At 48.6% G+C, this 19,127-nt stretch carries 23 protein-coding genes; all 23 read left to right on the top strand.

Translation table 11 applies throughout. The features are described from left to right. Positions 1 to 125: 125 nt before the first annotated feature. Positions 126 to 1,148 carry a sugar ABC transporter substrate-binding protein gene (locus C7R91_RS27830; RefSeq protein WP_047069593.1) on the top strand — a complete coding sequence of 341 codons (1,023 nt, stop codon included), beginning with the start codon at positions 126 to 128 and terminating at the stop codon, positions 1,146 to 1,148. 93 nt (positions 1,149 to 1,241) lie between these two features. Then, positions 1,242 to 2,732 carry a sugar ABC transporter ATP-binding protein gene (locus tag C7R91_RS27825; protein ID WP_047069592.1) on the top strand — a complete coding sequence of 497 codons (1,491 nt, stop codon included), beginning with the start codon at positions 1,242 to 1,244 and terminating at the stop codon, positions 2,730 to 2,732. Position 2,733: 1 nt separating this feature from the next. Next, positions 2,734 to 3,732, top strand: a complete 999-nt coding sequence (locus tag C7R91_RS27820; protein ID WP_016741326.1) for an ABC transporter permease — start codon at positions 2,734 to 2,736, stop codon at positions 3,730 to 3,732. A gap of 144 nt (positions 3,733 to 3,876) precedes the next feature. Further along, entirely contained in the window at positions 3,877 to 5,061 is a 1,185-nt protein-coding gene (locus C7R91_RS27815; RefSeq protein WP_047069591.1) for a glycerate kinase family protein, read from the top strand. 56 nt (positions 5,062 to 5,117) lie between these two features. Continuing rightward, positions 5,118 to 6,458 (top strand): SLC13 family permease, encoded by a 1,341-nt coding sequence (locus C7R91_RS27810; protein WP_307723638.1) that lies wholly within the window; start codon positions 5,118 to 5,120, stop codon positions 6,456 to 6,458. Between the two features lie 96 nt (positions 6,459 to 6,554). Then, positions 6,555 to 7,241 (top strand): response regulator transcription factor, encoded by a 687-nt coding sequence (locus tag C7R91_RS27805; RefSeq protein WP_047069589.1) that lies wholly within the window; start codon positions 6,555 to 6,557, stop codon positions 7,239 to 7,241. 3 nt (positions 7,242 to 7,244) lie between these two features. Continuing rightward, on the top strand, positions 7,245 to 8,609 hold the full coding sequence (locus tag C7R91_RS27800) for a HAMP domain-containing sensor histidine kinase (RefSeq protein ID WP_047069588.1): 1,365 nt from the start codon (positions 7,245 to 7,247) through the stop codon (positions 8,607 to 8,609). A gap of 12 nt (positions 8,610 to 8,621) precedes the next feature. After that, positions 8,622 to 9,368: a PepSY domain-containing protein gene (locus C7R91_RS27795; protein ID WP_083995060.1), complete on the top strand. Its 747-nt coding sequence runs from the start codon at positions 8,622 to 8,624 to the stop codon at positions 9,366 to 9,368. A gap of 69 nt (positions 9,369 to 9,437) precedes the next feature. Beyond that, positions 9,438 to 10,961: a YcdB/YcdC domain-containing protein gene (locus tag C7R91_RS27790; protein WP_047069587.1), complete on the top strand. Its 1,524-nt coding sequence runs from the start codon at positions 9,438 to 9,440 to the stop codon at positions 10,959 to 10,961. A 336-nt stretch (positions 10,962 to 11,297) separates the two neighbouring features. Then, positions 11,298 to 11,627: a DUF2085 domain-containing protein gene (locus C7R91_RS27780; RefSeq protein WP_047069586.1), complete on the top strand. Its 330-nt coding sequence runs from the start codon at positions 11,298 to 11,300 to the stop codon at positions 11,625 to 11,627. Positions 11,628 to 11,796: 169 nt separating this feature from the next. Beyond that, entirely contained in the window at positions 11,797 to 12,540 is a 744-nt protein-coding gene (gene map, locus C7R91_RS27775; RefSeq protein ID WP_047069585.1) for a type I methionyl aminopeptidase, read from the top strand. A 124-nt stretch (positions 12,541 to 12,664) separates the two neighbouring features. Continuing rightward, positions 12,665 to 13,222: a DNA-3-methyladenine glycosylase I gene (locus C7R91_RS27770; RefSeq protein ID WP_015893337.1), complete on the top strand. Its 558-nt coding sequence runs from the start codon at positions 12,665 to 12,667 to the stop codon at positions 13,220 to 13,222. 28 nt (positions 13,223 to 13,250) lie between these two features. Then, positions 13,251 to 13,727, top strand: coding sequence for a DinB family protein (locus C7R91_RS27765; protein ID WP_047069584.1), 477 nt, complete (start codon positions 13,251 to 13,253; stop codon positions 13,725 to 13,727). Positions 13,728 to 14,114: 387 nt separating this feature from the next. After that, complete coding sequence (locus C7R91_RS27760; RefSeq protein WP_047069583.1) at positions 14,115 to 14,453, top strand: sigma factor-like helix-turn-helix DNA-binding protein; 339 nt, start codon at positions 14,115 to 14,117, stop codon at positions 14,451 to 14,453. Then, positions 14,399 to 14,626 carry a hypothetical protein gene (locus C7R91_RS27755; protein ID WP_047069582.1) on the top strand — a complete coding sequence of 76 codons (228 nt, stop codon included), beginning with the start codon at positions 14,399 to 14,401 and terminating at the stop codon, positions 14,624 to 14,626. The genes C7R91_RS27760 and C7R91_RS27755 overlap by 55 nt, the downstream gene beginning before the upstream one ends. Further along, the gene (locus tag C7R91_RS27750) at positions 14,623 to 14,820 is read left to right on the top strand and encodes a hypothetical protein (protein WP_017251814.1); all 198 of its coding nucleotides are present in this window, start codon (positions 14,623 to 14,625) and stop codon (positions 14,818 to 14,820) included. The genes C7R91_RS27755 and C7R91_RS27750 overlap by 4 nt, the downstream gene beginning before the upstream one ends. A 250-nt stretch (positions 14,821 to 15,070) precedes the next feature. Continuing rightward, a complete protein-coding gene (locus C7R91_RS27745) occupies positions 15,071 to 15,724 on the top strand; it encodes a hypothetical protein (RefSeq protein ID WP_047069581.1) in 654 nt (217 codons plus the stop codon). A 213-nt stretch (positions 15,725 to 15,937) separates the two neighbouring features. Continuing rightward, complete coding sequence (locus tag C7R91_RS29545) at positions 15,938 to 16,081, top strand: hypothetical protein (protein ID WP_160309980.1); 144 nt, start codon at positions 15,938 to 15,940, stop codon at positions 16,079 to 16,081. A gap of 16 nt (positions 16,082 to 16,097) precedes the next feature. Then, positions 16,098 to 16,589 carry a hypothetical protein gene (locus C7R91_RS27740; protein ID WP_236697855.1) on the top strand — a complete coding sequence of 164 codons (492 nt, stop codon included), beginning with the start codon at positions 16,098 to 16,100 and terminating at the stop codon, positions 16,587 to 16,589. A gap of 5 nt (positions 16,590 to 16,594) precedes the next feature. Then, entirely contained in the window at positions 16,595 to 16,786 is a 192-nt protein-coding gene (locus tag C7R91_RS27735; RefSeq protein WP_047069580.1) for a hypothetical protein, read from the top strand. A 2-nt stretch (positions 16,787 to 16,788) separates the two neighbouring features. Beyond that, on the top strand, positions 16,789 to 18,126 hold the full coding sequence (locus tag C7R91_RS27730) for a phage tail sheath subtilisin-like domain-containing protein (protein ID WP_047069579.1): 1,338 nt from the start codon (positions 16,789 to 16,791) through the stop codon (positions 18,124 to 18,126). Beyond that, entirely contained in the window at positions 18,127 to 18,579 is a 453-nt protein-coding gene (locus C7R91_RS27725; RefSeq protein ID WP_007723453.1) for a hypothetical protein, read from the top strand. 14 nt (positions 18,580 to 18,593) lie between these two features. After that, positions 18,594 to 18,980 (top strand): phage tail assembly chaperone, encoded by a 387-nt coding sequence (locus C7R91_RS27720; protein WP_047069578.1) that lies wholly within the window; start codon positions 18,594 to 18,596, stop codon positions 18,978 to 18,980. The last annotated feature ends 147 nt before the right edge of the window (positions 18,981 to 19,127 follow it).

Genomic DNA, 19,127 nt, shown 5'->3' with positions numbered 1-19,127 from the left:
ATTTCCAGTCTACGCTTCGGCCTCCGCCCCGCTTTGAGTGAAGACTGTCCGCTTCGGAAGAAATAGCGGGAGCGCTTCAAACGCAGAAGGTTCAGGAAGTAAAAAGAAAAAGGGGGAACATCTCAATGAAAAAGAAACTCGGTCTGATCACATCACTTGTTTTGGCAGCATCTGTTCTTGTGACGGCATGCGGCAGCGGGGCAACAACCGGAACCGGCAGCACAAACGGCGGTGCTTCGGGAGAGAAGGCGAAGAGAATCGCACTGATCATGCGCCAAAACGTAGGGACGTTCTCCGCCCAATATATCAATGGCGTGAAGACAGAGGTAGAGAAAAACGGCGGCGAGTTGACGGTATTCAACGCAGATACCGATCTGTCAAAAATGGCGTCCAACCTCGATGCGGCTGTCAACCAAAAGTTTGATGGCATTCTAATCGACCATGGTACAGCAGAAGCGTTGCAGCAGGGCACGCAAAAGGCCGTGGATAAAAAAATCCCGGTTGTCTTGTTTGATACAGACATCAACATTCCGGGTGTGCCAGTTGTGGCGCAGGATGACAACAAGTTGGCAGAGCTGAGCCTGGAGAAGCTGGCGGCAGATACAAATGGCAAAGGCAATATTGTGAAAATTTGGGTAGCCGGCTTTGCGCCTATGGAAAAACGTCAAGTGACGTATGAAGCTTTCCAGAAGAAATACCCGGACTTGAAAGAGATTGCGGCATTCGGTTCTGCTACCAACAATACGGCACTCGATACACAGACGCAGATGGAAGCGATCTTGAAAAAGTATCCGAACAAAGGTGACATTACAGCGGTATGGGCGGCTTGGGATGAATTTGCCAAAGGGGCGACACGTGCCATCCAGCAAGCAGGACGTACGGAAATCAAAGTATACTCCATCGATTTGAGTGATGAGGATCTGCAAATGATCCAGGCGGAAAACTCTCCATGGGCAGCGACGGCAGCGGTAGACCCATCCAATATCGGACGAATCCATGCCCAAACCGTGTTCCAAAAAATCAAAGGCGAGCAAGTGCCAGACAACGTGAAGCTGAACCCAGTGCTGGTGAAACAGGAAGACCTGCCGAAGGATAAAAAAGTAACGATGAGCGACCTGTCCCAATACGTACAAGAGTGGGGCAAGTAAGAACCAAATTGGCTTTTCCCGTTGATCTGTATCCATCAACGGGATTTTTCCTTATAGAGGCTGGAACACGCAGGTAAACAGGAGGTGTGAAACATGTCCACATTGCAGATGAAAGGGATGGCGAAGCAGTTTTCTGGGGTTCCTGCCCTGCGATCCGTCGATTTTGAGGTGCGCGCAGGAGAGGTTCACGCACTGCTCGGAGCCAATGGCGCGGGAAAGAGTACCCTGATGAAAATCCTCACGGGAGCGTATCAGGCAGATGGCGGTACGATCACCATCGATGGACAGGCCGTGTCGATTCAATCTCCGCAGGATGCCAAAGCACAGGGCATTCAATGTGTATATCAGGAAGTGGACACCGCCTTGATCCCGTATTTGAGCGTCGCCGAAAACATTTTGGCGGACCAGCTCGTCCAGGCGAAAACAAAGGGACTGATCAACTGGCAGAGCTTGTACAGCGAAACGGAGCAGATTTTAAAAAACTTCGGCTTTTCCATTCCAGTGCGGATGCTCGTCGAAGAATGTACGCTGTCGGAAAAGCAATTGATTTTGATTGCACGGGCTACCGTTCAAAAGGCGAAATACGTCATTTTCGACGAACCGACAGCGCCGTTGAGCACGAAGGAGAGCGAGCGGCTGTTTCAAATTATTGCGCAGTTGAAAAAAGCTGGGGTCGGGATCATTTATATCTCCCACCGCCTGCCGGAAATCTTTGAAATCTGTGATCGGATCACCATCATGCGCGATGGACAGCATGTTGTGACCACAGAGACGGCGAAGACCAATATGGACGAAGTGATCGCGAACATGCTAGGCAAAAGCTTTGACGAGGAGTTCCCAAAGCTGGAAGTGCCGATTGGCGAAACGATTTTTGAGGCGTCAGGTGTGGCTGGCGGCAAAGTAACGGGAGTCGACTTGCAGGTTCGCGAGGGAGAAATCGTGGGTGTCGTCGGTCTAGTCGGGGCAGGCAAGACTGAACTCGCCCGATTGCTCTTCGGTGCGGATGAGGCAAAGGCTGGAGCCGTTCGATTGCATGGAACACATGTCCAACTGCGGTCTCCAAAGGACGCCGTCGATGCAGGAATCGTGCTCGTCCCGGAGGAAAGGCGCAAGGAAGGCATTTTCGTAGAGGAATCCGTCCAGAACAATCTGTCAGTCGCCTCGTTGAAAAAGAAATCCTGGCTCGGTTTTATCAAAAGAGGGGCGGAAGCGGCTAACGCAAGAGAGCTGGTGCAGCGCCTTGGTGTAAAAACAGCCGATATCAAGCAGCTGGTCGGTTTCCTCAGCGGCGGAAACCAGCAAAAAGTCGCGATCGGCAAATGGCTGGATACGAACGCTCACCTCTTTATGTTTGACGAGCCAACAAAAGGGGTGGATATCGGCGCGAAAAGCGATATTTACCGCCTGATCGGAAATCTTGCCGAGCAGAAAAAGGGCGTCCTGTATTTTTCCTGTGAGTTTCAGGAAGTCATCGGAATCGCAGACCGGATTCTCGTTATGTTCGAGGGCAAGATTGTGAAGGAATTGAGTCGCGAGGAAGCAACACAAGAGCTCATTATGTACTACGCAAGCGGAGGTGAGTAACGTGGCAGATAAAAAGTTTAGCTTATTTGATTTTGTTTACAAATACGGAACGGTTGCAGTTATCGTTATTGTCATGTTGTTATTCAGTTTGACCAACCCGTATTTCTTCACGTACGACAACTTGACGGACATTCTTCGCTCCATCTCGATTGTGACATTTGTCGCGATTGGCGTTACGTTCTCGCTGATTGTCGGAGGCTTTGACCTGTCTGTAGGATCGACGGTTTCATTAACCACGGTCGTTTCTGCTTCGATGATGGTTTGGTACGAACAAGGAGTCTTCACGACACTGGTTGTTCCGATTGTACTCAGCTTGCTTGTTGGGTTGGTCAACGCCTTCTTGGTCGTGAAAATCCGCATTCCTGATTTGCTGGCTACTTTGGCGATGCTCTACATCGTAAACGGCATTCATATGACGTATTCCCAAGGCTACTCGATCTACGCAAACATGCCGATGCAGGACGGCTCGCAGGCTCCGGGAAAATTCCAGGAATGGTTCCTGTGGCTGGGCCAAGGAGAAATTCTTTCCGTACCAGTTCCCGTTATTCTGACCTTTTTACTTGTCGCGATCACGCATGTGTACTTGACCTATACGAGACAGGGGCGGATGCTGTACATGACAGGCGGCAACTTGGAAGCAGCCCGTCTGTCGGGGATTCCTGTGAATCGCTATCGTACCCTGGCTTATGTGCTTTCTGCTCTTTTTGCAGGCTTGGGCGGTATGCTTTTGGCAGCACGAATCGGTACCGGGCAGGTGAGCAGTGGCGGCTCCATGCTGATGGATGCAGTAGCGGCTGCTTTCGTAGGCTTCTCCGTTTTCGGTGCAGGAAAGCCAAACGTATTCGGTACATTTGTGGGAGCTATTCTGATCGGGGTGCTGCTAAATGGCATGACGATGCTCAATCTGCCGTATTACGCTTACGATATTATTAAGGGAACGGTTTTGGCGCTTGCCCTGGCTGTGACCTATTATCAACTGCGCAGAAAACGAAACGCTTAGAATCGTAACGTTCTTCTTGCTTTTCTCTCATCAACTTCTCATCTTCCTATTATTCCCTTCTCTTTTTTGAAGCTTAGTATTGGTCTTACTCAAGTGAGACAAATGCGAAAGCAACTTCAAATAAAGAGAAGGGATGTTGTTTTTATGCGTATACTCGTTGTGCCTTCGGGCTTTAAGGAAAGCCTAGATGCCGAGCAAGCAGCTGAATGCATGAAAGAAGGAATTCTGCGCGTACTCCCGCTCTCCCAAGTACAGACACTGCCGATGGTAGACGGAGGAGAAGGCTTTACAAAAGCGATTGTGAAAATTTCGAATGGCTCGATTATCGATAAGGAAGTAACAGGCCCCGTAGGAGAAAAGGTTCCTTCTCATTTCGGGATGTTCGGATCAGAGATGACAGGTCAAACGGCTGTGATTGAGATGGCGGCAGCGGCGGGACTGCGACTGGTTCCAAGAAGCTTGCGTGACCCGCGCAAAACGACGACACATGGCGTCGGTGAATTGATCAAAGCAGCGCTGGACATGGGGGCAGATCGTATTTTGCTAGGCTGCGGCGATTCCGGTACTTCCGATGGCGGGGCAGGCATGGCACAAGCGCTTGGCGCGAAATTTTTGGATGCAAGCGGTCAAGAAATCCGTATTGAAGGCGGAATCTCGCTGGCAAAAGTAACGAATATCGACGTTTCCGGCATGGACAAAAGACTCAAGCAGGTGCAAATCGATGTGGCTTGCAACTGGTTTAACAAGCTGTGTGGGGAAAACGGAGTCGCTCGCGTGTTTGGCCCGCAAAAGGGTGCGACGCCCGAGCAGGTCGTTGAGTTGGAAAAAGCACTCGAACAATTCGCGTCTATCATCGAGCGGGATTTCGGTATCGACGTCAGAGACATGCCGGGCAGTGGTGCTTCGGGTGGCTTGGGTGCCGGGCTGCATGCGCTGACGGGTGCGAATCTGTATCCGCGCTACGACATTATCATGAAGTACATTGATTTGGATCGGATGCTTCAAGAGACAGACCTTGTGTTTACGGCGGAAGGAAGCATTGATTTTCAAACACCGCGTGGAAAAATTCCAGTAGAAGTGGCGAAACGAGCGAAGAAGCATGCCCTGCCGGTAGTGGCTTTGGTTGGAACCGTTGGCAAAGGTGCCCGACTCAATTATGAGCACGGAATTGATGCGTACACGAGTATTTTGCCAATGCCGTCTACGTTGGAGGAAGCGTTCATGCATGCGCAGAAGTGGCTGACCGATTGCTCGGAAAGCTCGATGAGAACCATCATGGTGGGCTTGCAGCTCGCAAATCGTTTAATGGCAAAGGAGCAAGTATCGTGATTGCACAGATTATCGCAAAGGAAAGACCTGTCTGGGTCCTTCCGATCGTCCTGATTATGTTCGTTGAATTACTGCTCATGCTGCCGTCTTCCCTGACATTGGAAGCCAAATGGAGCTTGTTCTGCTTCTGTGTCGCTGTGATCCTGTGGACGACCACCTCGCTGAACTCCGCCTATGTAGCCGTTGGTTCCGTATTGCTCCTCGTCGTGACAGGAACGGCTGACCAGGAAATTTTGTTCGACTCGCTCGCCTCCGATGTCATTTGGTTAATGATAGGCTCTTTCATTCTGGGTGGTGCTCTTCAAGTGACCGGCTTGGCAGGCAAACTCACAGATCTGATTGTGAGCCGCGCAAAGAATGTCAAAAGCTTGTTTTGGCTCTTGACGGTCGTCGTTCAATTTCTCGCATTCTTTATCCCGTCTACTTCTGGACGCGCAGCGGTGCTGCTGCCTGTTTTTCACTCGCTGACCTCCGAAATCGGGAACAAGCAAATCACGAAAGCCATGGCGATCCTGATTCCGACGATTATTTTAGTATCGACGAGCTCCACCATGATCGGAGCGGGCTCCCATTTTATCGCACTCGATATGCTGAAGGAGTTCAATGGGGAAGGGATTAGCTTCGCGGAGTGGCTGTTGTGGGGACTGCCGTTTGGGATAGTGGCCAGCATCGTGACTTGCCGGATTGTTCTGGAGCTATTTCTCACCAAAGAAGAGATGCAACGCCCGCTCGCGAGTAAAAAGCTCTCCCTCACCTTGTCCCGCAATGAAAAATATACGGTTGCTGTGATCGGGGCGATGGTCATTTTCTGGCTGACAGAGCGTTTTCACGGAATCGAGATTGCTACTACGACAGTTGTCGGCGCCTTTCTTTTGACACTTCCCAATGTGGGCGTCATGAAATGGAAGGATGGCGTTCAGTCTGTCTCGTGGAACCTGATTCTGTTTGTAGGAGCAGCCATTGCAATCGGAAAGTCGTTGTTGGAGAGCGGCGCGGCAGAGTGGATCATTGAGAAGCTGTTCACGATCACCGAGCAGCTGGAAGGGGAATCATCCCTTCTGATCATTGTGGTTATTACTTTGCTGACGCTGACCTCCCATCTGTACATTACATCGCATACAACGAGAGCTGTCATTCTTGTTCCGCCGCTTCTCTACTTTGCGAGCAGCCTTGACTTAAATGAAGTGACCGTGCTGTTCTTAGGGATGGTTGGCATGAACTACTGCCTGACCTTCCCTGTCAGCTCCAAAGCATTGCTCATGTTCCAGGAGAGCGGCAAAGAGACCTTTTTGCCCAAGGATTTGCTGCGGTTGAGCTTGTATGCAGGGGCAGCCCACGCGATCCTGATGATCGTCTTTTATTACGCGTATTGGCAGTGGGTAGGGTTATCGATATAAGTAAAAAATGATATCTTTCGTACGGATTACTCTTTGAACCACAGCCAATATTTGCTAAACTCTTCTGGATAATGGAGCAAGGCTTAGGAGGATTACATGTCGGAGCGAATATTAATTGTGGAAGATGAAGAGAAAATTGCTCGTGTGATTCAATTAGAGCTGGAATACGAAGGGTACGAAAGCGAGATTGCCAAAACAGGGCTCGAGGCGCTGGAACAATACAATCAAAGCGGATGGGACTTGATTTTGCTCGATGTACTGCTGCCAGGCTTGTCAGGCATAGAAGTGCTTCGTCGGATTCGGGTAAAGGACTCCGCGACACCAGTCATTTTGTTGACGGCGAGGAATGCTGTCGTGGACAAAGTAAATGGACTCGATCAAGGCGCGAACGACTACATCACGAAACCTTTTGAAATCGAAGAGCTGCTGGCGCGCATCCGTTCCTGCCTCCGCTTGTCCCAAATGACGAGGCAAGTGGAAGCCAGCTCCAAAGTAGAAGTAGCAGATTTAAGTCTGAATGAAAAATCGCGGGAAGTGACGAGAGGTTCCAGTCAGATCGAGCTGACGCCGCGTGAATTCGATTTGTTGCTTTATCTGATGCAGAATAAAAACCAAGTTCTGAATCGTGAACAGATTCTTACACACGTATGGGGATTTGATTATTTCGGAGACACAAATGTCGTTGACGTGTATATCCGTTACTTGCGTAAAAAGGTGGACCAAGGGTATGAAACCCCGCTATTGCATACAGTACGAGGCGTTGGTTATATGCTGAAGGGGTAGATTATGAAAATCAAAAATAAAATTCATTTGTTCTCTACGGTCGCACTCTTGCTTCTGTTGCTCATGGTCAACAGCTTCATTTACTTCATGTTCTACAAAGTGACAACAGACGGAGAGCTGGATCGTCTGCAACAAGAAGTTCTGCACATTCAGAGTGGACTCAATCAGATCGGTGTGGAAAATTTTGACCCTGCTACGCTCTTGCAGCCGTATTTGCCGGCGAACGGGATGATCCGGATTATCGATCAGCAATCACGGGCCATCGTCACGCAGGAAGTAGACAGTACGCAGCCAATCCCGGCACCGAAGCCGATCTTTGAAAGAAAAGCGAGTGACGGTGTCTTCGATGTCAGCGGAGCGAAATACGCGTACGTCAAGGTCCCGATCATTTGGACGAATGGAAAAATTGTCACACTAGAAGTTATTGAAAGGATTGCGGGTTTGCAAAAAAATTTGAGCCTGCTGCAAAACGTGCTGTTATTTGCTTCGCTGTTCGTGCTGATTCCTGCTTTTTTTGCAGGACGCATGTTGAGCAATCTGATTTTGCGACCAGTAAACTCGATGATACAAACGATGGAAGACATTCAAGCGCGCAGTATTTTTAAGAAAATACCGCTTGAGCACACATCCAAGGATGAATTGCACGCATTAGCAACTACCTTTAACAAGATGATGGATTTATTACAGCAAAACTTCGAGAAGCAGCAGCAGTTCGTCTCAGATGCTTCCCATGAATTGAAAACGCCGCTGACCGTAGTAGAAAGCTATGCGAAGCTATTGAAGCGTTGGGGGACGAAAAAGCCGGAGGTTCTGGCAGAGTCGGTGGAGGCGATCTATTCGGAAGCCGTGCGGATGAAGGATATGACCAATCAAATGCTCCTTCTGGCAAACAATAGCGCCGATTGGAATCTGGATGTTAAAGAAATCGATTTGATCTCGATGTGCCAAACGACCGTTGCGCAATTGACCAATGCGTATGGCAGATCCTTTCAACTGGGTGCAAACCACGAATCGGTTCCTGTGATGGCCGATGAACAAAAACTAAAACAAGTGCTCGTCGTTTTACTCGACAATGCGATGAAATACAGCTCCAATGAAATTGAGGTTGAGGTGGGGATTCAAAGGGACCGTCCATTTTTCTCAGTGAAGGACTATGGAATGGGGATTCCCAAGGAAGATTTGCAGCATGTTTTTGATCGTTTCTTCCGTGTAGACAAAGCCCGCAGCCGCGAAACAGGGGGAGTAGGACTCGGTCTTTCCATTGCCAAACAGATCGTCGATGCCCATCAAGGCGATATTGCACTGGATAGCGAGGAAGGGAAATGGACGCTCGTGACCGTTTTTTTGCCAGGGCAGGCTAAGAAATAGCAGGAGGTACGTATGAATAAAAAATGGAAAGTAGGGGTACTGGCGAGCTTTCTGTTGGTCACGACGGCATTTGGCATGCAGCGGATCTTCGCGAGCATGAATTTGCAGTCATTATCAGCGGAGGAAGTCAAACAGATCGTGGCGGCCCGCTACCCGGGGAAGATTGAATCAATTTCCATGACAGATGTAGGAGAAAACAGCATTTACAATCTCCAACTCCTCAATGAACGCGGAACGTATAGTGTGACGGTGAATGCAAATACGGGGGAAATTGTTGAATTGAAGGAGCTCTCCTTGGTCGCAGCCACTGCGCAGCCGAAGGCAAATGAAGCGGCAACGAATCCAACGCAGCCGGGTTCAAATCCGACAACCAGCACAGCGCCGAAACCGAATAACGGCGGGAAGGATGCTTCAGGCAACGCGACTAACCCAGCCGCAAAACAACCCCAAACACAGCAGCAGCCGAAATCGAATCAAAGCTCGAATCCACCAGCGCAGCCACAAACTAAAATTACCGAACAGCAAGCGAAACAAATTGCGAAAGAAAGAACAAGTGGCGGCAAGATCGATGATGTTGATTTAATCGAGACAAAGAGCGGAGCAGTCTATCGGGTGATCACGGAAAAAGACTCCCAAACGGTAGACGTGCGCATTCATGCTATTACCGGAAAAGTGCTGTCGACGACCACGATCGACAATAGCTCTACCGATGATGATGACGATGACGAGGATGACCTTGATGATGGTGATGATGATTAGGATTTCGCATGCAAATAGAGAAGCCGTCAGTGTCTGCATTGACGGTTTTTTCGTTCGGGAGGAAAAGCGATGAATATATATCCGACAGAACCAGTTCGGGAGACGATGGAGAGATGGTTTGGTTTGTTTCTAGAGTTGAGTGAAATGTATCATCTGCAAATCGAAACGTACGATAAGTGGAGAACTTGTGAGATAAAAGTAGGTCATGATGATACAGAACTGGAAATAGACAAAGAAACGGGATATGTGATGGAGTTCGACTTAGATAGAACATACCAAGAGTCGATTGCTTTTGGTGAGAGGGTCGATGCCGAGTCAGCAACAAAGCGAGCGAAAGAAGTGGCGGAAAAATTATACGGGGATCATTTGAAAGAGATGGTGAGCGATCATACAGCGAATCTGAGAGAGTATCGTGGGAAAAAACAATGGGAGCTGTACTATCGTTATTTTTTTCATGGGATTCCGCTATCAGGAGTACATTTGCGGATAGCTTTAGACGAGTTCGGAAATTTAGTAGGCATCGATTACCGCGGCTTTCATGATTTTGATCGAAAAAATAAACCGACTAAGCCGCAAATCATAACAAAGGATGAGGCGAAACAAGCATACCTGGCTTTATTTCAGAACAACATGATGCTCATATACGATGAACAGGAGGAAGGGCAGCTCAAGTACATTCCTGATGGGGTACCGCTAGACTATGCAGTCATTCATGCGGAGACAGGACAACCAGCAAAGACAGTCATAGGGGGCAGACGACTTGTAGAAAAACACTCCGAGGTTATTCCCGTAGTTCCTCGGGGGGAATCTATTTTTTTCACAGATATTCAGGAGATCGAGCTGTGGCTGAAGGAACATTTTCAAATAGATGTAACTCACTCCGAGATTAAAAGAGCGACAGTCGTGACTCCGAATGAGGGTGGATTAACTTACTATCCAAGGAGTGGATCTTTCAAATTCGTTGACGCTGCGTCAGACCCTGCGTGGCCTCCTACTATTCATTATTACTGGCCTTTACCGGAAGATGAGGACGCTGAAACCATTTACGATCCAGATTTTGTATGCGTTACACTCAATCAAACGATCAACGAGTTACTTGCCTTTACGGTTAATCAAAAAATGGAATATGAAACGCCACGGCTTTCGGAGTACGATGCTTTGCAAATCGCAATGCGCTTTTTGGAGAAATACATGGAGCGAGGAATTGCTGAGCTTCACTATTACGAGCTTTGTTATTTGCGCGGTACCGGAAATACCTATTACTTCTATGAGCGAAGACAAGGGATTGTTCTCACCAATCGAGTCTACAACGTAAAAGTGAATCCTTGGACAGGCCAGGTAACGGGTTTTTACAAGCACGATGTACGCAAAAACAAGGAGCTTCCCGATCCAATCTCTTGTGTGTCTGCTCGGGAAGCCGCGGAGAGTTTCTTAGGCTTATTTGATGCGGAACTGGAATATGTGCAAGTTGAGGACAGAGATACAAATAGGAGGGAAAAAGCTCCTGTTCCGATCCCCGTTTATCGGCTTACATACGCACGTGCAGAGCGGTATAAATATGTGGACGCCATAACAAATCAGCCGGGTCGATGACTTCACTCCCGATCGAACGCACGGTGAAACTGCAGATACTCTTTCGCGTAGAAAGAAAAGAAGGGAGAGGGTGTATCTGTTTTTTGTTGGATTAACGCTTTGCATGATCGCATGGATAGCGGGAGGCGTATTTCTGTATCAAGGGGATTATGTTACAGGAGGAGTCTTGCTCATACTTGGTCTTCTTGTTTTGATTAGCATGATCCTCTATTATTCGACAAACAGGAAAAAGCGTAACAATTGTTCGCCAGATTGCAGCCATCTTCCCGTTGATTGTCCGGATTGTGATACACCAGATTGCGATTGCAAGCCAGATTGCTCACATTGAGGGAGTGGATGAAGATCATTACGCAGTGGATTCCCTGTCATAGACGAGCAGATCGTTCCTTTTCTATCGGTGGTAAGAAAATGCCGCTATGTGCGAGATGTTTTGCGATCCTAGCTGGATACCTGCTGGCGCCTGTTTTAGCAGGGATGCATATCGTGACCCCTTACTATTTAATTGGACTGCTTTTATTGCCCATGCTCATTGATGGCTTTACCCAACAATGGAAGTGGCGAACAAGCAATAACAAGCTGCGATTTTTCACAGGGTTTAGTTTTGGAATCGGACAGTCTTTACTCATTTCCAATGTCGTTTGGTTTTTGGTAGAGAGGCTGGGGTAAAGCGACGGGTGACGAAGACCATAAGCGCCTGGCTTCGTAAGATAAGAGCCGCAGAGGGTGCTTCTGGGGTTCTTTGTGTTTTTCTGCGGGTTGCGATTGGCGATGAAAAATGTTCCAATGTAGGGATAGGAGAGGTGAATAATTACATTCGTAGATAGGAGGGAAACATATGTCGATTCAAAATGAACATGATTTGATTTGTTTGAAGCGGATCGGTAGCATTGTGGCAGAAGCAAGAGAAGCGATGATAAAAGCAGTGCGGGCAGGCGTGACAACAAAAGAACTCGACCGGATTGGCGGAGAGATCTTGGCAAAGTACGGAGCGCGTTCTGCACCGAATATCACGTATGATTTTCCAGGGCATACGTGCATCAGTGTCAATCACATTGTTGCGCACGGCATCCCTGATGATACAGTTCTGCAAAATGGCGATATCATCAATATTGATGTCTCGGCGGAGCTGGATGGATATTTTGCCGATACAGGTGCTTCAATCGTGGTAGGGGAAGGCGAGCCTGTGAAGCAATCCTTATGCGAATGCGCAGAGGAGTCGCTGTACAAGGCATTGGATGCGGCAAAGGCGGGATCGAAGCTAAGTCAGATTGGTCGCATTGTTCACCAGGAGGCTAGGAAAAAGGGCTTTACAGTGGTCAAAAACCTTACGGGCCATGGCATCGGCAAAAGCTTGCATGAAGAGCCTGCTTACATTTTGAATTACTATGACAAAAAGGATAGACGCTTGCTCACAGAAGGTCTCGTGTTGGCAGTTGAAACATTCATTTCAACGGGAACGGAATATGTGGATGATGGCAGGGATGGTTGGGCGCTCATTACGCCTGATAAGAGTTACGTAGCTCAATACGAGCACACCATCGTAGTAACGAAGGGGAAGCCAATTATTTTAACAGCTTGATTGCAAGGAGACCTCAGATGGATGAGGTCTTTTTTTGTGAAGAAAAACTTGCAGAATACCCAATGATTGTATATTCTTTATATAAGAATATATGTTCGTATTTCGTAGAGGAGGTTTCTTTTTCATGAATCGGTGCGGCTGGGTGAATCAGGACCCTATTTATATGGATTATCACGATCACGAGTGGGGAGTTCCTGTCTATGAAGATCGGTTGCTCTTTGAATATTTGAATTTGGAAGGGGCACAGGCTGGGCTGAGCTGGTACACGATCCTGAAGAAGCGGGAAAATTATCGAAGAGCGTTTGATAACTTTGAAGCGGAGAAAATCGTTCAATACGATGAAGCCAAAATCGAGCAATTGCTGACAGACGAAGGCATCGTTCGAAACAGGCTGAAGATTCGCGGCGTCGTGAAGAACGCCCACGCGTATTTGCGGGTTGTGGAGGAGTTTGGGTCCTTTAGCAGCTATCTTTGGTCGTTTGTAGGCGGGAAGCCGATCCATAATCATTTTCAGGAAATGAAGGATGTGCCTGCTTCTACCGAAATCAGCGACAAAATGAGCAAGGACCTGAAAAAGCGCGGTTTTACGTTTGTCGGTTCAACAATTTGCTACGCCTTTATGCAAGCAGTCGGCATGGTCAATGATCACGTAGCGACATGTGATCTCTATCAAAAAAACTAGGACGAGCTTACCGGGAGGGGAAAATGCCATGAACGAAAATGATCTCTTAATCTTAAACTTTGAGGAAGTAAGACGTAGAAGCATCAAGGTGTGGAAGGCAATCCCTACAGAAATGCTAAACTGGAAGCCTGACGATAGAGCGTTCACGTGCGGAGAAATGATTCGCCATGTCATTGAGGGTGAGTTTTTGTATCACCAGATTTTGATCCAGCGGGGAAGCGCTGCCTTGTCTGACATCCCCAATCCGTATGAAACCAAAGAGTTTTCGAGCGTAGAAGAAGATTTGGCCTTTGCGAAGCCGTATCGAGAAGAGTTTCTCCGCTTCGTCAGAGGGCTGTCCAAGAGCGATTTGGAGAGTGTCCGCATCGATCGATCCGATGTAGGATATGTCCGTACTCTTGGAGACATGCTGCTGCGAATCGCCTATCATGAGTCGGTACATACCGGCCAGCTGCTGGATTATATGAGAACGATGGGTGTTGAACGTCCGAATATTTGGGATTAAAAGAGTGCGAAGGATAGAAAAGCAAGCTAGCTCTTCTGCTGGGAATGCGAGAGGGGGCTTGCTTTTTTTATAGGTTTTTCTTCATGTAAGGTATTTCTTGCGTGATGGACAGATAAAACTTAAAAAAGTATGAGAATTATGTACTTTTGTAGAGTAGGGACAGCAGTTATGAAAGGATGATTCAGTACTTCTATAGAGGCACGATTTCCATTTGGGATCGTGCTTTTTTGATGTCTTTTTGTAGTTTGTGTAGAGGTTCAATCGGTAAAAATCATCTCCAAAAATCTGGTAGAAAGAGCTTGAACTTATCAGTGTAGTATGAGATACTTGTACCACAAAGAGAACGAGTGTTCCTATTCCGGATGAAAAAGACAGAAGGTGAAGCAAGTGAAAGATGAGCAGTTGAAAGAGCATTGCAGAAAAGTGCTCAAGAGGATTGCTTGGCGATTGCAGTACGCCGCCAAGAAGCGTTTGTACAGGGAGACGGTGATCAAAGAGGGGATGCGGGGAATGGAAGCGATCGAGGACAATCTGTCGGACCTGTATGTTCAGGAGGTGTTAATGCAACTCCCAGAAAAAGCTCGGATCATTATCAAGCATGTCGTTATTCAAGGAATGACAGAAGAACAGGTAGCCCAAAAACTGAATATGACCAGACAAGGAGTGAGTAAATGCAAAAACAAATATTTGCGCCAGTTAGCCGAGAAGCTGACTCGTTCAGCCTGACCCTCGAAAAAGCACAGTCAGGGGATAATCGGGCCGTACTGACGATCCTCGACTTTCTGCTTCCTGACATGGAGTACCTTGCTTCCTTTATCAAACTACCTCGCGAAGAGAGCATGCAAGAAATGAAAACCGCGATGCTCGAAGCCATCCGCAGTGGAGAAGTGATGCTATGATGACGATTGATTACGTTCAGGTTCTTGCGGTTGTCGTGTGCTTCCTTGCTTTAATCGTCACGTTTAAGCAGGTAGATTTGCAGATTCGGATTAATAATCTGTTCAACCTGCAATTAAAAGCAAACAAAGAGAAAAAGAAAGAGCAGCTGGAACAAAAAAAGGAGACTCCGACTGACGATCGGAATCCCCATTGAATGCTTGGGGCAAAGAATACAACTGGTGAGTATCCTCTTTGCCCCCTTTCATTATACAAGAAAATGATGATGCAAAGGAGATACGTACGAAATGATAGAAGCAGCATTAATCGGAGCAGCTGTTTTATTGGTCGGAGTCATTATCGGACAGATTGGTTTGTCTCAAAGATTAAGAAAAGACGCAAGAGTCAACGAAAACCGATAAGCAATCATACGGACTTCATATATATGACCGAGGGGGAATAGTGCCTTGATCAGCAAAGATGTTTTCATGGAAGCAGTATGCGAGGTGTGTCCGGCAACGTGCTGGGGAAAGAAATCACATTGCCAGGTTCATGATAAGCACGTGGGAAAAATCGATTCTTGCCCGGAGTGGGACAAGTACATGGGGGATCAAAAGGCAAAGGGGCAGCAAAAGACAGTATCCGCTAGAAAAGAAGGCTTTGCCCGGCCCAGTGAACAAGCACCAAGCGTAGATTTTCTACAAAAGGCCGAGGAAGAAATCCGCGACTACAATTACATGCAGATCGAAATTGTGCGCATCCAGCGTTTTTTGCGTGAGGCGGGGGAAGGAATGGTCGCACAGTACGGATTGGATTCGGGTATGCCAAAAGGAAAGGGAACCACGGGTGATCGGACGCATGCGGAGGTTGCACGCCGGGAGCGAAAATGGAAGAGACTGCAAAATTTGCAAGATAAAATCGAGCGGATCAATAAAGCGGTTGAGACGATTCCGGGTGAGCAGGAACGCTTGGTGGTCGAAGCTTTGCTTGATGGCGACAAGAACAATCTGATTGCCAAAGAAATCGGTGTGTCCAGACAGCGGTATTATGAAATCAAGCGCAGCGCCGTGATGAAGATGGCATGGGCGATGTATGGCGATCAGGCTCAGCAGACTGGATGATGAAAAACAGAACCCGGCTTACTAGATGAGAAGCTGTCTGATGATGACAGCTTCTTTTCATTTTCACAAGCATGCTTGAGGTTGACAAAGGTTGACACTTCCTGACACATCGGGTCATTTTCCCGGTTTTTCCTCCGAATCGGTTATACTTGAGTCAAGCGAAACAAGTAAGAGAGATACGAGCCATCCGATGAAGCTGTCGGGTGGCTTTTTATGTACGCCGAAGACTCAAATGTCCGGCGAGCGGGGAAAACGGCGATTGGCGCCACACGATGTTGCGAGTTCAAAGCCAAAGGCTACTCGCTCTCTGCTCGGCGGGTATTTGCCGTGGATACCTTGCCAAATGAAGTGAAATAGCGGGGGGAAGAGACATGTGACGAAGACAGAAGAGAATACCGCAAGTATGGGAGGTGGAAGCTGGATGGATCGTGAGCTAGCTGTTCTCAGTGAACTGGTGAAGGAAGCGTATCCAGAGCTATCTACTGTTGTGAACGTGGACGACTGGATGGCGCAGCGATTCCAGCCGCCTATCGCGTTTCTTTTGACGCAAGGGGTTCGTGAAGAAGGAAGAAGCCTCACTTCCTATCAGGTGGTCTCAGAAGCAGCCATCGTCCTCCACTATCCAAAGGTAGCAGGTGTCTATCAGCCACTTTCAGCAGAGCCGCTGCGTGAGCTTCTTCGCCAAAGGCAGTTCAGCTATCAAGGCGAGACGTCTGGATTGTTTATCGAGATCGACAGCTCCACCTTGCGTATTTGGCGGGATAAAAAGGACCGGACGGAAATCGCGTTCCAGTTCACCTACAACGTGGCGGTGCAGAGAGCAGTCACAGAAAAAATCAACGAATTTGATGTAGAGGGGGACTGATCATAGTGGCACGAAAAGAACAACAAGCACAGGCCCCAGAGCTTGTGCAAACCAAACAAGAGTGGATCAAGAGCACCGCTTACCTTGGAGCCGAAGGGTTCGAGGTAGCAGGTGCTCTTTTTTCTGAAGCAGATGATCAACAACTGGCAGAAGGACAAGTGAAGAGCCGACTGACCAAATACAAAGGCGGGGTGTAAGCATGACCATTCAACGTGAACGTCCGGGTGTAACGGTCGAACTGATCGCAAAAGCAAAAGAACGTGTAGTGCCGAAAAACGGTGTCGTACTGGTGCCGTATCAAGCAGAGTGGGGCGCGCCAGATGAGCTCGTCAAGCTGGGGAGCTTTGAGGAGCGAATGGCCCACACGTTTGGCAAGGTAGATACCGTGGAGCTGGCATCAGAAGGCGGCGCGACGATTCTCGCGTATCGCATGACGAATGGCACAGCGACAAAAGCTGCGTACGAGCAAGCCGATGCAATCAGAGTCGAGGCTCTGTATCCAGGTTTGGTAGGTAACGAGCTGAAGGTTGCGATCACAGCCTCGACGTCCGAGCCAGGCAAGAAGGAACTCCAGGTAACAGGCCCGCTGCAAATCGAGAAGTTTTCGTTTGCGGATGCGAATGAGCTGACAGCGAAAACGAGCCAATCCAGCTATGTGCGTGTGAAAAAGCTGGGTGAGACTGCCGTTACAATCGTGCCAGAAACAGCGCTGACAGGAGCAAAAAGTGGCACAGTAGCGCTTACCCCAGCTGACTCGACTAAGCTGTTCATGGCTGTGTCCGGTGCTGATTTTGACACGATGTATCTGCCTTTTGACGATGCGGCTGTACAAGCGGCAGCGAAGCAATTCATGAGCGATCGTCGCACACAAAACAAGAAGCTTAGCACGCTGGTAATCGGCGGCAAAGCGGCGGACGACGAGAACATGGCGAAGCACATCGAGCGCTCAGTGGCGCAAAATGCCCGTTTTGTCGTGAACAGTGCTATCGCTGGTCAGCACAACAACGGAAAAGTTTACGGCAGCCTGGAGTGGGCCGCTTGGGTAGCGGGTATGATTGCCGCGACACCTGCGCATGAATCGCTGACGGCCGTCGTCGTTCCATTGAAAAAAGCCCTCAAGGATTGGGGCCACACTGATATTTTGAGTGCGCTCGGCTCCGGTACGCTGATCGCAACCCGCGACGGAGATGTGTACATCATCGAGAGCGCCGTCAATACGCTGGCTGTTCTGGGTACGCATGAGCGCGAGGACTACGGAAAAATCCGTGTGAGCATGACGCTGGACCAGATCGTCAACGACATCAGCCAAGTCGGCAAGAAATACAAAGGCAAGCTCGGCAACAACGATTTGGGCGGCGCGGTGTTTGTCTCTGCCGTCAACGCGTATATGACCGTTCGCGAGCAGCAGGGCGCGATTGATACGGGCTGGACATTTACGGATAAAAAGGACGGCATCGGGGATCGCCGTGGCTTCCTCTTGTCTGCGAAGCCGCTTGATGCCATCGAATACTTTGACATTGACTGGGAGGTGCTGTAATTGGCTATTGCACGCGATATTAAACTGAAAAACTGCCAAATTTACGATGAAAACGGAGACCCGATCTTCGGTACCTTGGAAGGCAAAATGGTGCTCAAGGTAGAGTACGGCGACACGAATCGCCTGCAAAAAGGAAAAATCCAAACAGTCAATGACTGGCATGTAGAAGTGACATTGAAAATTACCGCAACCAACGCTGCGCTGAAATACTACTGCGTCGATCAATTGACGCAAGGCAAGACCCCAGTCCTTCCATTCCTGATCGGCGAGACGCTGGACAAGGAAGCGGGCAACTCCGAACGCGTCCGCATTTCCAATATCGTGCTGAACCCAGACGAAATTACGCTGTGGGAAGCCAAAGCAGACGGCAACGACCACGCGACATATGACCTGAAAGGGATGTCCATCGAAAAGCCGGATTACCTCGATGAATTGCCAACCTACACGGAATAGGAGAGTGCTTGAAAATGAACAAAAACAAACTCGAGAAATTTTTGGCCAAAGCCAATGAACAAGCTCCGCGAAAAGAAATCACCGTAACCATCGACGGTGACGAGTGGAAGGTTCGCCAACTGAATTTGTCCGAGCTGCGCGATTGCGAACGCATGGCTGACAAAGGCGAGAAAACCGACTGGTTCCTGTACAACGATGCGCGATTGGTGAAAGCCACCGAGCACGATTTCCCTTGGAATCAGGAAGAGCTGAAGAAAGCGTACAAGGTAGGCACCAAGTACGAGCTCGTCGAGAAAATTTTCCGCGACAATCCAGAAGGCTACACCAAGCTGCTCAATGCGGTCCGTGAAGTGAATGCAACCCAGACGGAAGAAGAAGCCATTGAAGAAGCAAAAAACTAATCCGATCTGACGGCGAGGCCTGGCATCTTTGCCGTGCTTTTCTAAAAGGCAGAGGCCGCCCGTCGGATCTACTCGAGTACGAAGTCGATTTGTACAAGCAGAAGCTGTTTATTTTTGCTTGTCAGATGATTGAAGCAGAGGACGAGG

The organism is Brevibacillus formosus (assembly GCF_003013405.1).
Lineage (GTDB): Bacteria > Bacillota > Bacilli > Brevibacillales > Brevibacillaceae > Brevibacillus > Brevibacillus formosus.
This window is presented reverse-complemented; position numbering and strand designations above follow the sequence as displayed.